The following is a 13,017-nucleotide window of genomic DNA, read 5'->3' as shown; positions in this document are numbered from 1 at the left end:
GTTTCGGCTCGAAATCCTGCTTCGGATCGGCCATAATCTCGCACACGCACGGGCCTTTGTAGGCTAGCGCGGCGGAAATCTGCCGGGCCAGCTCCGAGTTTTCGCGGATCCTGAAAAACGGCAGTCCGTACGCGGCGGAAATTTTTTCCAGATCGGGGAAATCCACGCCCGACTCGCAATCGCAGCCGGCGAGCCTGCCGCCCATGAAATTACGCTGGGTCTGCCGGATCGAATGGTAGCCCGCGTTGTTGATTACGAAAACATGAACCGGCAAGCCGTTTTTCACCAGTGTCTGAAACTCCTGAATATTCATCTGCAGGCTGCCGTCGCCTTCCATGCACACGACCGGCCCGCCCGAAGCGACCGCCGCTCCGATCGCCGCCGGCAAGCCGTATCCCATAGAGGCACAGCCGGAATTGGAAAACAGCCGCTGGCCCTTTTTGATCCGCAGGGCCTGAAAAGTCATCACAACGGCTGACCCGTTGGAGCAAACCGTAACGGCGTTTTCGTCAAGCGCGTCGGACAGCCGGTCCATGAACACATACGGATTAACCTGTCCCGTTTCGCGGCGCATTTCGTCCGTCACGGCCGGATAGCGGCGCAGACGCTCTTTGCACCAGCCGAGCCAGTCGGCTTTCGGCTCAAGCGGCGGCATTTTCATAACCTGCCGGAAAAAATCCGCGCAGTCGCCGCAAACGGGCATATCGGGCCGCACCGTAGGCTTTTCCAGTTCGGCGGGATCAATATCAATGCTTATCTTGTACGCCACGCGCGCGAAATTTTCCCAGTTATAAGAAACCTGCCGCACATTCATGCGGCAGCCGATATTAAGCAGCAAGTCCGAATTCTGCACCGCGAAATTGCCCGCCCGGCCGCCCACCGTGCCGGGCCGCCCGCAGTAAAGCGGATGCGTTTCCTCCAGCGCGTCATGCGCGTTCCACGCCGTCGCGACCGGAATATTGAGCGCTTCGACAGCCTTTAAAAATTCCTCATGCGCGCCAGACAGCCGAACCCCGGTTCCCACCAGCATTACGGGCCGTTTCGCGGAACGGATCTTTTCGATTATCTCCGCCACCGCGGCGGCGGGGATCGGCGGCGGCTCGCGCTCCGCGTCCTCGGCGGGATCGTATTTCCTCATCCGCGCGGGATCAATGTCCGCGCCCTGCACGTTCATCGGAATGTCCAGCCACACCGGCCCCGGCCGCCCGTGCGCGGCCAGCCTGAACGCGCGCTCGATATGGTAGCCGGTTTCATAGGGATCGGTTATCATCACCGCGTATTTCGTCATCCCGGACACGGCTTTCGCTATATCAAATTCCTGATCGCCCAGCTGGCGCAGCGACAGCCCCGAACTGCGGACCGTGGTGGAATATTTCACCTGCCCGGAAAGCACGAACATGGGAATGGAGTCCGTCCACGCGCCGAACACGCCCGTCAAAGCGTTTATGCCGCCCGGCCCGGTGGTCACGCACACCAGCGGCATTTTATTGGTCAGCCGCGCATAGCCTTCCGCGGCGATCGCGCTGGCCTGCTCGTGATGGTTGTAGACGCACCGCAGTTGCGGGCACAGCCCCAGCGACATATTAAGATGCATCGCCCCGCCGCCGGTTACAGTGAACACGTCGCGTATGCCCAGCCCGGCAATTTTTTCAGCCGCATAATCCGAAAGTTTCATAAACATGTCACCTGTCGTCAGCCAGCAGTGCCGGATCAATCAGATACCGGTTCCCGCGGTAATATTCGAACAGCTGTTCGATACCGGCGCGCAGCGGCTTGAATTCAAAGCCCGGCAGTTCCGCCAGCAGCCGGACATTACCGCCGCTGTATTCTACGCCAAGCCCGGGTTCCGCGATGCGGACTCCGTTATTGCCCCCGCCCAGTTCCACAACCGTTTTGGCGATTTCGGCCAGTTCCACAGGCCGGCCCGAAGCCACGTTATAAGCCGGGTGACGCGCGTCGTTATTAATGAAATGATGAATCACGGAAACCAGATCGTCCACCGAAATATAATCGAACTTCCGGTTCTGCCTTATCGTAACCGGCAGACCGGACAGCGTTTTACAGATTGCATTGGAAATAAACCGGATCGCGTAATCCTCATACTTGCCATACACCCCGAACGGACGCAGTTCGATCACGTTGTTTGAAAGCTCGGTCAGCCGCGCGCAGGCGTATTTGCCGAACCCCGCCTCGTCAGCCGGCACATGAACTCCGAAATAGCTTTCATCCATAAGCGGGCGGTAATGGCGCAGATCGTAAACCAGGCCGGAGCCCAGCCAGATGATTTTTCCGCAGGAGTCCAGCCCGCGCAGCAGATTGAGAAACATCCGGGTATTCTGGTAATACAGGCCGGTCAGATCAGGCGCGTTACGATGCCCCGGCTTGATCGCGCAGTGGATCACCGCGTCAAACCTGCGGGCTTTGAGATAGGCGGCCACGCACTCGCTGTCCGCCAGATCCAGCTCCCGGTGCGAAGGCGCCGCGATGGAATAACCGCCCGCGTAGCGCGGCAGCCCGGAAAACTGCTCGACCAGATTGCGCCCCACGAATCCGCTCGCGCCGGTGACAAGAATATTCTTCATCTGTGTTTCGCCGCAAACTCTCTGACCGCGCTGATTATGAAGTCGAGCTGTTTTCTGCCCAGACCCGGATAAACGCCCAACCAGAACACGTCGGTCACCACGGCGTCGGTTTGCTCCAGACTGCCGCTTATGCGGTAAACCGATTTGTCGCCACGCAGGCCGTCAAAGCACGGATGCAGCAGTATATTGCCGGCGAAAAGCATTCTGGTTTGAATGCCGAGCCCCTCAAGATGGGTAACCAGTTCATTGCGGGTAAACCCCGCGTCACTGCGGACGGCGATCGGGAACCCGAACCACGACGGTTCGGTTTCGCGGCACGCGCGCGGCAGCACAAGCGCGTCAGCCAGCCCGGAAAGCCCGTCCCTCAGATAATCGAAGTTTTTGCGGCGCGCGCGCACGAACGCCGGCAGTTTTTTAAGCTGCGCGCAGCCGATCGCGGCCTGCAGATCGGTCATTTTGAGGTTATAGCCGAAATGCGAATAGACGTATTTATGGTCGTAACCCTTCGGCAGCAGCCCGAACTGGCCGGTAAACCGGGCCTTGCAGGTGTTGTCGGTGCCGGCGGCGCACCAGCAGTCGCGGCCCCAGTCGCGGAAACTGTCAGCCAGACGCTTGAGCATCGGATCGGATGTGAACACCGCGCCGCCCTCGCCGGTGGTGATATGGTGCGCCGGATAAAAACTTGCGGTGGCCAGATGCCCGAACGAACCGGTTTTGCGGGGCCCGGCGGAAGTGTTGATTACGGAGCCGAGCGCGTCGCAGTTGTCCTCGATCAGCCACAGCCCTTTTTTGTCGCAGAACTGGCGCAGGCGGGGCGCGTCAAAAGGATTGCCGAGCGTGTGCGCCAGAACCACGGCTTTCGTTTTTCCCGTCACCGCCCGCTCAACCGCCTCGAATGAAGCGTTATAGGTGCCCGGCTCCACATCCACAAAAACCGGCACCGCGCCGGACTGGATGACGGGGGCGAGCGTGGTGGGGAAGCAGGACGCGGTGGTGATAACCTCGTCGCCCCGTTTGATGCGCCGCGCGCCGAGCTTGGGCGAAGTGAGCGCGGCAAACGCGACCAGATTCGCGCTTGAGCCGGAATTAACCAGCGAGCAGTGCTTCACGCCGATATATTGCGCCAGCCCGCGCTCGAATTGCGCGGCATAAGGCCCGGCAGTGAGCCAGAAATCAAGGCATGCGCCGGCCAGGCTGGTCATTTCGCGCCCGTCGTAGATCCGGCCGCCGTAGGGAATCCGGTCGCCCGGCTTGAAATCCTTTTTTCCGGCAGTGGCTTTATAATACCGCGCCACCGCGCCGAGCACCTCGCGGCGCAATGCTTTTTCAGAACTGGGTTTGGTTTTCATTATAGCGTCCTATCTGTGCTGACGTGATTTCGCGCAGGTCCCCCCCGCTCAGGTACCCACGGATCCACTGCGCGGCAAGGCCCACGGCCTGCCGGGGTTTAAACACCGGCTTCCAGCCGAGTTCGGACTTGGCAAGAGTATTGTCAAGCATAAGCAGGCCGGCCTCATGCAGCGCGCTGGAATCGGGCTCCTCCCGCACCGATCCGCCGATCGCCGCGCAGAACGAGTCCACCAGTTCGCTTACCGTCAGGCTGTCTTCCGCGTCCGGCCCGAAATTATAAGCCTTGGAAAACGCCGCGCCGCCGGAATGCATTTTTTGCGCGAGCATCAGATATCCGCCCAGCGGCTCCAGCACATGCTGCCACGGCCTCACCGCAAGCGGACGGCGCAACACAACCGGCTCGCCCTTTGCCAGCGCGCGCACGCAATCGGGCAGGATACGGTTTTCAGCCCAGTCGCCCCCGCCGATAACATTGCCTGCCCGCGCTGTGGCCACGCCTGTTTTATGGGCGGCGTAATCGCCGGTATTGAAATAGGAATTGCGGTACGCCGCCGCGACCAGCTCCGCGCAGGCTTTGCTGGAGGAATAGGGATCATACCCGCCCAGCCGGTCGGTTTCGACATAATTTACGCGCTGTTCGCGGTTCTCGTAACACTTGTCGGTAGTGACGACGACAACCGAACGCGTGTACCGGGCCGGAACACGCCGCACGGCTTCCAGCAGGTTTACCGTGCCCATCACGTTCGTGGCATAGGTGCCAGCCGGGTCGCGGTAAGACGGCAGGACCAGAGCCTGGGCCGCCATATGAAAAATGACTTCAGGGCACGCCTGCGCCACCGTTTTTTCAAGCGGCTCCAGCTCGCGCACGTCGCCCCGCACATAAGTGCAGGCCCCGCTCAGACCGAGCAGTTCGAACATCGAAGGCTCGGTGGGCGGCAGCAGCGAAAACCCGGTTACTTCCGCGCCCATTTCGGCCAGCCAGAACGTCAGCCACGCGCCTTTAAAGCCGGTATTGCCGGTTATAAGCACCCGGCGGCCTTTCCAGAAATTTTTATCTATCGCCATAGCATCCACGGAGCTTTGCCCTGCTCGGCAAGCGAATTGAGGTAGGTTTTGTCGCGCAATGTGTCCATCGGATGCCAGAACCCGGTGTGTTTCCACGCGCCGAGCTGACCCTCGCGGGCCAGCGCGGTCAGCGGTTCTTTTTCGAAAAAGGTGGAGTCGTCTTTTATATAGCCGAGCACTTCCGGCTCCAGCACGAAAAACCCGCCGTTTATCCACGAATTGTCGCCGGCGGGTTTTTCCTGGAAAGAAAGCACCCGGTCAGCCTGGAGGTCAAGCGCGCCGAACCTGCCCGGCGGCTCCACCGCCGTCACCGTGGCGAGCCGCTTGCCGGAGCGGTGAAATTGCAGCAGCCCGGCAATATCCACATCGGCCACACCGTCGCCGTAAGTAAGCAGGAACGGCTCGCCGCCGAGATAGGGCGCCACCCGCTTGATGCGCCCGCCGGTCATCGTATGCAGCCCGGTTTCCACAAGCGTTATTTTCCACGGCTCCGCGGAAGACTGGTGGAACTGAAAGGAATTGTCCTTCAGATCTATCGTCACGTCTGACCGGTGCAGAAAATAGTTCGCGAAATATTCCTTTATGACATAGCCTTTGTAGCCAAGGCAGATCACGAATTCATTGAACCCGTAATGCGAATAAATTTTCATGATGTGCCAAAGCACCGGCATCCCGCCGATGCCGATCATCGGTTTGGGGCGCGCTTCCGTTTCTTCGCTGAGGCGGGTGCCGTAGCCGCCCGCCAGAATAACTGTTTTCAATTTCATCCTCCCATGCGGCAGATCTTGCTGCATAAAAACCATCGGGCAACGCTTTCCAGCGCTCCGAGTCCCGGCAATTCATACATAATAGCTTTTTTATGCGCCGAATATAAACATACATGGACCGGAAACAGCCGCGCTATCTGGCTTCGCCGGGCCGGCAGAACGGATTTTTTCGCGCGCGGGCGGGCGTAAGAACATGCAGGCACAGAAACTTCCGGCCGTCTTTATTATCCGGCTCGTATTTCAGGAACTCCAGAAGATAGCGTTCAGCGTCCGCGCGGCAGGTTCCGTCAGGACACGCCCCCTCTTTCAGCGCCTTGGCTTTGTAATACGCCATGTTGTAATTGTAGGAATTACGGCCTGGATTAAGCCGGATCGCCTCTTTCATGTTGGCAACCGCGGCGGAATAATCGCCTTTGGCGAAATAGGCCGAAGCGAGATTGGCATAGACATCCCCGCTTTCGGGCCTGGCGTTGCGGGCGCGCTCGAAAACTGCAAGGCTGCCGTCAATATCACCTGCTTTTAAAACGCAGATCCCGTAATTGATAAGAGCGGTTGCGCGGTCCGGGTCAGACTCCAGCACACTGGCCAGCAGCGGTTTGGCCCGGCCGTGCTGGCCAAGCCGGATATATGCGTTGGAGAGGTTCACCTTCACGCTTTTGGATATGTCGTTTTTCGACAAAGCGTCCTGCCAGAACACGAGCGAATCCTTCCAGACCCGCGCGCGCAGATTGGCCGCCAGCCCAAATGCCACGAGCACGGCCAGCGCGCACGCCAGCGCCGCCGCGCGCATACGCCCGGACAGCCTCTCCAGCACCCCGCATAACAGATGCGAAGCTATGAAAAACAACCCCAGCGCCGGCAGATAAGTGTAGCGGTCAGCCACCAGCACCGGCCCGAACTTGACTACCTGGCTTACCGGGAACAGCGTTATCGTATAAAACAGCAGTCCGAACAGCGGCGCGGTTTTGCGCCTGACCGCCAGCGGAACCACACCCAGCATAATGACGACTTCCGCCAGAACCACATAAAACACAACCCAGTTGGAGTTGCCGTCCACCGCATACATGCCGCACAGATTCACCGGAACCAGCAGCCGCACTATGTAAAACATCCATGAAAAGAACGGAGCCATCAGCGTTCTTGACAGGCCGCTTGCAATCTCCGCCGTGTTCCCGGAGGCGGAAAGCAGTTTCGGCGCCACAAGCGACAACGCCGACAGGATCGAGACGGCCAGAAACGGAATCTTGTTTTTCAGTCCGGCGCGCACAGCCGTCTGCCCCCCGGAATACCAGTCGCAGAGCATCAGTATCACGGGCAGCGTAACCGCCATGGGTTTGGCCAGCATGGCAAGCCCGAACAGCCCGAAAGCCGCCAGATATTCTTTTGCGTTGCCCGAACCCCTGAACCGCAGATACGCCAGCAGCGACGAAAGATAGAAAAACGAATAAAGCACGTCCTTGCGTTCAGCCACCCAGGCGACCGATTCCACATGCATCGGATGCACGCCAAACAGCGCGGCCATGAAAAACGCGCCGAACCCCGGCAGGCCCAGCCGGCCGCCCAGAAAAAACACCAGCATCGTATTAAGGATATGCAGCAGCAGATTGCCGGCGTGATAAACGCCGGGGTCGAGCCGGCCCAGCGCGTAATCGAACGTGAAGGAAAAAGTGGAAAGCGGAGTGTAGAGAGCCAGATCGGTTTTTGAAAATATCGCGGCCAGATTGCGCCACGAAAATTCCCGTATGTAGGGGTTGTTGATGATATATCCGGTTTCGTCCCAATACACGAAATCGGCGCGTAAAACCGGATACATCGCCCCGAACGCGAGCGCGCCTAAAAGCAGGCAGATCCACGCCTGCCGGACAGGGGCCGCCCGCAGCCTCCGCGCGGCGCTCCGCACAAATGCGGAAAGAAACAGGCCGGCGCAATTGTCAGACACCGCCGCGCTCCCATACATAAAATCCTATCGCGTTCAGCCCGACGGTTTTCACAAAACCGTCCGCTTCGAGCAGCTCTATCAGCTCGACGGGCGGTTTGCCGAACACTTTTCTGACGCCGTTTTTCCGCGCCGCCGAAACAACCAGTTCAGCCTGGCTTTTGAGGATAAGCGAACCGCTGCTCGCGTACGGGAACACGTTATCCGAACCGGACAGCAGAGCCAGCAGGTGCGCGTTCTGGCAGATGATCAGCACCTTCTCGCCCGGCGACACGAAAGAACCGATAAAACTGCCGAGTTTGGCCACGGCCGGCATATAGCCGCTGTCTTCTCCGGCAAACCGCCCGTATTGCTTCAGCGGATTGTTCAGAGTGCCGAGCGCCAGCACTGACAGCGTTGAAAAATACAGCAGAAAAAACACCGGGGCGGCATGCGCCAGCCTGCGGCAGTCCCGTTCTTCGGCGCGCGCCAGAACGCGCGCCAGAAACAGCAGAAGCAGGGCCAGCGCCACACCCCACGCGGGGAACACCGCGTTCAGCACCGTGGAATGAGAGCGTCCCACATAATACATGCCGATGCCGCAGCCGGAGATGCCGGCAAAAACAAGCAGTCCGCGCAAAGCCCGGCTTTCGCGCGACGGCACGCATCCGGCGAACAGCGAGCCCAGAAATGTCGCCAGCAGCAACCAATGCAGCCCCATCGGCGGAGCGGGCAGCGCCATAAAACCGTTGACCACGAACATGCGCTGGTACTGGGTCATGGCGGAAAGATCCGGCAGGCGGCCGCAATGAACCAGCGACAGCGCCGCGAAGACCAGCCACCCCAGCATAAGCCCCGTTCCGGCCGCCACGGCGGCCTCCGCCATGCCGCGCCGCGACGCGAGCAGGCGTCCCTCCGTTTCAGGCACAAGGCAGGCCGCACAGGCCGCGACGAATGCCGGCACCCCGAAATCGGGATTATTGACCACGCACAGCCCCGCTGCGCCGAATAAAACAAACAGCCTTGTCCGGGTGTTTTTTTCCAGATATGACAGCAGAAAAAAACCCGTCAGCCAAAGCGCGAGATAGCGGATCGGCGCGACCGCGTAATAATTGAATATATAGAACCGTTGCAGTTCCTTTATATTGGGCGCGTAAAAAGACAGCCCCGCAAATATCAAAAACAGCAGCGTGCCTTTGCCCAGCCCGCCCGACACTTTCACCAGCATCCGCCACACCAGCGCCATTCCGGCGGCGGACAGCAGAACCATCGCCGCCGTGTATGACGTGATGCCCAGCCCGCAAAGCTTGAAATACGGCCACATGAAATAACCCAGCAGATTCTGATACTGGGGGAAAAAATCAACGCCCGGACTGCGTCCGTTAAGCACCGCCGCGAATTCACCCATGGTAAACGGCAGATGCACCAGCACGTTAATGAAAGCGTTGCCGAAATTGCGGCTGGTAAAAAATGACGGCAGCAGCCCCGCGACCAGCGCCGCGGCGCCCGCCGAAACCGCGGCATACCGCGCCGCCGCGGCCCAGGCGGCGGGAACGCCCGTTTTCAGGCGCGCCAGCCGCTCACGAACCGCCCGGGGCCGGCAAGCAGCAGCCGCAGTCAAACCCGCGCCGGCAAGCCCGGCCAGCAGGGCCGGCAATTCCGTCGACGAGGCGAAATACCGCCGCACATAAATATTCTGGAAAAACAGATTCTGAAAAACCAGATACAGACAGCCGCCCTGCACCAAAAGCGCAACCTGCCACAACCGTTTACGCACCGGGTCCGGCAAGTTTTGAAAACGAAACGCGCGCAGAAGCAAAAACGCCGCCAGATAAAATACCGGCACAAAGAAAATCATGAAAAGGTACCCGGCAGATTCCAGCGGCTCGGGCTTAAGCGCCTTGACGGCATTTGACAGAAACAGCCCGGTTTCCGGCCGCCGGACGGACACCGTTTCCGGCAACAGATAATTCAGGACAAGCCATATAATGCCCCCGGCAAGCGGCAGCAAAACCCAGAAATAAACGCTGAAAACCGGAGCCGCGTTGCGGGGCCGTGGCAGATCGCTCATAGTCTGTGAAATTGTAGCATTCTTTGCGCCGCCGCTTCATCCCTTCGCGTTTGGCTTGAACGGCGGCAATATTAAGACTATAATTGATATATTCTATGGCACGGGCGCTGATTATTGACGATGACAAAGCTGTGCGCGACTTTTTCCGCACCGTGCTGGAAAAACTGTGCGGGCTTGAAGTGGCGGAAGCCGATACCGTAGCTGCCGGCCTGAAATGCCTGTCCGCCGGCCTGCCGGACATCCTGCTGCTCGACAGCAATCTTCCTGACGGAACCGCCCGTGATTTCTGCTTTCAGCTTAAAAAAAACGCGCCGCAGGCGCTGGCTCTGCCAAAACTGATAATAAGCGGCGTGCGCCGGCTGGAACGGGACAATTTTGACTGGCAGGCCTGCGGAGTGAAAGGTTATCTTGTGAAACCCTGCTCGATAGACGAGCTAAAGGAAGCGGTGACCAAATGTTTGGAAAACTGAAAAGCCTTTTGAGCCTGCCGGAACTGTCTCTAAGAACACAGGTAACCATCGGCGCGATAGTGTACGCCGCGCTGTTGCTTACCGTGTTTACCGGCATCATCCTGCGGTTCCAGCAGGAAAATTACCGGTCGCGCGCGATGCAGTCGGCGAAAGAGCTGGCAAGCGAGTTCTCGCAGTCGCTGTACCAGAAATGGGTGCTTTCCGACTCGCAGGACGTAAACCGCAAAAAGCTGGCCGAATACATCATGCTCTCCAACACCGCGTTCCGGGACAAGGATGTGGTCTACGCGGCGTTCCAGACTCCCGTCAACACCATCGGCTACGTGCTTAAAAGCCTGCCGGAATATGTGTGGATGATGCACCTGACAAAAATTGATCCGTATACGGAACGGGTATTGCGCTCTGCGGGCGAAGCGCGGCGGGAGTTCTCCTCCTACCCGGAGGGAACCGTAACGGAATACATGAGCATCGTCTACGACCGCGAGAAACGGTTTCTTGGAACAGTACGGATCGGCATTTCGGAAAAACTGGTGCAGGAATCCATCGTTTCGCTCACGCGGGCAACGATAATCAAAATCATTCTCCTTAATCTGCTGGCGATATCGCTGCTGGCGGCTCTGGTGTACTATATGTCGGCCAAGCTGGAAAACCGGCTTGCCGGCATCCAGCAGCAGACCCGCCGCATGCTCGACCGCAAGCAAAGCGGCGGCAACTCCCGCAACGTTTTTTCCCAGCTTACGCGTGAACTGAGCGAAATCGAGGAGATGCTCAATTCGCTGCGGCAGCGGTTTATGGAACTGGTCACCACGATAAGCCATGAATTCCGCTCGCCAATGCAGGCAATAAAGGGTTACGCGGAATTCCTGTCAAAAGGCGCGGCCGGCCCGGTCAACGCGGAACAGGTGCGCTACCTTGAGATAATTGCCGAAAACGCCGAGCGGTTCCAGAGCTTCATAGACAACGTGCTGGATCTGGTGAAACTGGGCGGCGGCAATTTCCCGCTGGCCAAGCGCCATTTCCAGGTGGAAGATATAATAATCAAGGCGGTCGGCTTCTATGCCAAGCAGGCCGAAAAGGCGGGCGTGCAGCTCAAAACCTCCGTGCAGAGCCCCGGCATGACCGCCTACGGCGACCCGGACCGGACGTTTCAGGTGTTTATAAACCTCATGTCGAACGCGCTGAAATTCACTCCCGCGCGCGGCGTGGTGAGCGTGGGCGCGGAAAAAGACGGCTGCAAAATAATCTTTTTCGTGCGGGACACCGGCCCCGGCATTCCGGCAAGCAAACAGGAACGGTTATTTACGGAATTTTATCAGGTGCCGGGCATTACGCCGCAGCGCGGCTATAAAGGGCTGGGGATAGGGCTGGCTCTGTGCAAAAAACTGACCGAAATTCAGGGCGGCGCGATTGCCGTGGAAAGCCGGCCGGACTCCGGAACCGCCTTCGTTTTCACGCTGCCATGCGGGCCGGAACAGGAGGATATAGCTTAATGAAGAAACACACCGTTCTGGTGGTGGAGGACGAAGCCACCATTTCGCGCCTGATAGACCAGATCCTGACAAAAGAAGGCTATAACGTAAAAAAAGCCAGTTCGCTCAAAATGGCTCAGCCGGGGCTGGCCAAACCCGTGCCGGACCTCATAATAATGGACCGCCGCCTGCCCGACGGCGACGGGCTGGAGTTATGCCGCCAGATAAAGAACAATCCCAGGCTGGCCCGCATTCCGGTTATGTTCCTGACTTCCAAAGGCAGCACGGCCGACAAGGTGACCGGCCTGAAAATGGGCGGCGACGATTATCTCACAAAACCGTTCCAGGTGGACGAGCTGCTGGCGCGGGTGGAAGTATTGCTGCGCCGCACGGCCGTGCCGGCCCAGCAGAGCGCCGCGCTGGCTTTCGCAGACATCGAAATGGATGTGGAAAACCACACCTGCACCGCCGCAGGCGCAGAAGTCAAACTGTGGCCGAAAGAATTTGAACTGCTGCGGATTTTCTTGTCGCGGCCGGGCAAGGTGATCAGCAAGGAGTTCCTGTCGCAGCAGATCTGGGGGCACGATTTCATTTCCACCTCGCGGGCGGTGGAGATGTCAGTGCACCGCCTGAAAAACAAGCTCGGCGCGAAAGGCGGCCTGCTTCTGACAATAAAAGGGTACGGCTTCAAGCTGGCGGACAAATGATAACCCGGAAAAAAATACCCAATTTCACGATGTTCACGGTTCCCAACCAGTCCTTGCGCTACCGGAAGGAATTCCATAACGGCATATCGCATGCGCTGCGGAGCCCGCTGGTCGGAGCGATGGGTTATGTCGAATACCTGTTCAAAGGCTACGCCGGCGAGCTGGAACCGGAGCAGATGAGCCAGCTCGCGCTCGCGCGGGAGTCAATCATGCGGCTCACCGGCACGATTGACGCCATTCTGGACGCGATCGCCTTTGATCTGCGGATTGTGAAACCGGGCGCCGGAAAATGCGTCGCTCAGGAACAGATAGGGCTGATAGGCAAGGAACTGCGCGACGTTTTCCGGCAGAAAAAGGTGCGGCTGGAAATAAACATGCCCAAAGCCCCGCTTGTCTGCCGGATGGAAGGCCACTGGCTCCAGAGCATGATTTATGAAATGGCCGCAGCGGCTCTGCGGCTGGCCTCCAAAAACAGCGCGGCGGAATTAAGCGTGAAAAAACCTAAAAACAGATGCCGGAGCGAACTGAATGCCGAAATCACGCCGGAAACGGCCACGCCGGCCTACGAGATCGCGACCCTGTTCGCCCCCTTCAGGCTCGCGAACGAACGCGACACCAGCC

General features: G+C 58.8%; 11 protein-coding genes. 4 read left to right on the top strand and 7 right to left on the bottom strand.

All coding sequences use genetic code 11. The features are described from left to right. The 7 genes from PHW69_07805 to PHW69_07775 form a co-directional block, all read right to left on the bottom strand. Window positions 1-1,675 (bottom strand): thiamine pyrophosphate-binding protein (locus PHW69_07805; protein MDD4005089.1); only part of this gene is annotated, 1,675 nt, incomplete at its 3' end. 7 nt (window positions 1,676-1,682) lie between these two features. Beyond that, complete coding sequence (locus PHW69_07800; protein MDD4005088.1) at window positions 1,683-2,582, bottom strand: NAD(P)-dependent oxidoreductase; 900 nt, start codon at window positions 2,580-2,582, stop codon at window positions 1,683-1,685. Further along, window positions 2,579-3,931, bottom strand: a complete 1,353-nt coding sequence (rfbH, locus tag PHW69_07795) for a lipopolysaccharide biosynthesis protein RfbH (protein ID MDD4005087.1) — start codon at window positions 3,929-3,931, stop codon at window positions 2,579-2,581. Before rfbH ends, PHW69_07800 begins: the two co-directional genes overlap by 4 nt. Beyond that, on the bottom strand, window positions 3,909-4,997 hold the full coding sequence (rfbG, locus tag PHW69_07790; protein MDD4005086.1) for a CDP-glucose 4,6-dehydratase: 1,089 nt from the start codon (window positions 4,995-4,997) through the stop codon (window positions 3,909-3,911). The genes rfbH and rfbG overlap by 23 nt, the downstream gene beginning before the upstream one ends. Beyond that, a complete protein-coding gene (rfbF, locus tag PHW69_07785) occupies window positions 4,988-5,758 on the bottom strand; it encodes a glucose-1-phosphate cytidylyltransferase (GenBank protein MDD4005085.1) in 771 nt (256 codons plus the stop codon). Before rfbF ends, rfbG begins: the two co-directional genes overlap by 10 nt. Window positions 5,759-5,897: 139 nt before the next feature. Next, window positions 5,898-7,703, bottom strand: a complete 1,806-nt coding sequence (locus PHW69_07780; GenBank protein ID MDD4005084.1) for a tetratricopeptide repeat protein — start codon at window positions 7,701-7,703, stop codon at window positions 5,898-5,900. Further along, window positions 7,696-9,750 (bottom strand): hypothetical protein, encoded by a 2,055-nt coding sequence (locus PHW69_07775; GenBank protein MDD4005083.1) that lies wholly within the window; start codon window positions 9,748-9,750, stop codon window positions 7,696-7,698. Before PHW69_07775 ends, PHW69_07780 begins: the two co-directional genes overlap by 8 nt. Window positions 9,751-9,845: 95 nt before the next feature. On the opposite strand from PHW69_07775, the gene PHW69_07770 reads away from it, so the two are divergent. From PHW69_07770 to PHW69_07755, 4 genes are all read left to right on the top strand, one after another. Further along, the gene (locus PHW69_07770) at window positions 9,846-10,220 is read left to right on the top strand and encodes a response regulator (GenBank protein ID MDD4005082.1); all 375 of its coding nucleotides are present in this window, start codon (window positions 9,846-9,848) and stop codon (window positions 10,218-10,220) included. Beyond that, window positions 10,205-11,710, top strand: coding sequence for a HAMP domain-containing sensor histidine kinase (locus PHW69_07765; protein MDD4005081.1), 1,506 nt, complete (start codon window positions 10,205-10,207; stop codon window positions 11,708-11,710). Before PHW69_07770 ends, PHW69_07765 begins: the two co-directional genes overlap by 16 nt. After that, window positions 11,710-12,396: a response regulator transcription factor gene (locus PHW69_07760; protein ID MDD4005080.1), complete on the top strand. Its 687-nt coding sequence runs from the start codon at window positions 11,710-11,712 to the stop codon at window positions 12,394-12,396. Before PHW69_07765 ends, PHW69_07760 begins: the two co-directional genes overlap by 1 nt. Beyond that, the coding region (locus PHW69_07755; protein MDD4005079.1) for a histidine kinase dimerization/phospho-acceptor domain-containing protein at window positions 12,393-13,017 on the top strand (625 nt) is incomplete at its 3' end. The genes PHW69_07760 and PHW69_07755, both read left to right, overlap by 4 nt.

The sequence above is a fragment of the Elusimicrobiaceae bacterium genome, from assembly GCA_028700325.1.
Classification (GTDB): Bacteria; Elusimicrobiota; Elusimicrobia; order Elusimicrobiales; family Elusimicrobiaceae; genus JAQVSV01.
This window is presented reverse-complemented; position numbering and strand designations above follow the sequence as displayed.

Excerpts from the sequence above, each read along its gene's own strand:
- PHW69_07800 (MDD4005088.1), bottom strand. The coding sequence starts at position 2,582 with ATGAAGAATATTCTTGTCACCGGCGCGAGCGGATTCGTGGGGCGCAAT.
- rfbH (MDD4005087.1), bottom strand. The coding sequence starts at position 3,931 with ATGAAAACCAAACCCAGTTCTGAAAAAGCATTGCGCCGCGAGGTGCTC.
- rfbG (MDD4005086.1), bottom strand. The coding sequence starts at position 4,997 with ATGGCGATAGATAAAAATTTCTGGAAAGGCCGCCGGGTGCTTATAACC.
- PHW69_07775 (MDD4005083.1), bottom strand. The coding sequence starts at position 9,750 with ATGAGCGATCTGCCACGGCCCCGCAACGCGGCTCCGGTTTTCAGCGTT.
- PHW69_07770 (MDD4005082.1), top strand. The coding sequence starts at position 9,846 with ATGGCACGGGCGCTGATTATTGACGATGACAAAGCTGTGCGCGACTTT.
- PHW69_07765 (MDD4005081.1), top strand. The coding sequence starts at position 10,205 with ATGTTTGGAAAACTGAAAAGCCTTTTGAGCCTGCCGGAACTGTCTCTA.
- PHW69_07760 (MDD4005080.1), top strand. The coding sequence starts at position 11,710 with ATGAAGAAACACACCGTTCTGGTGGTGGAGGACGAAGCCACCATTTCG.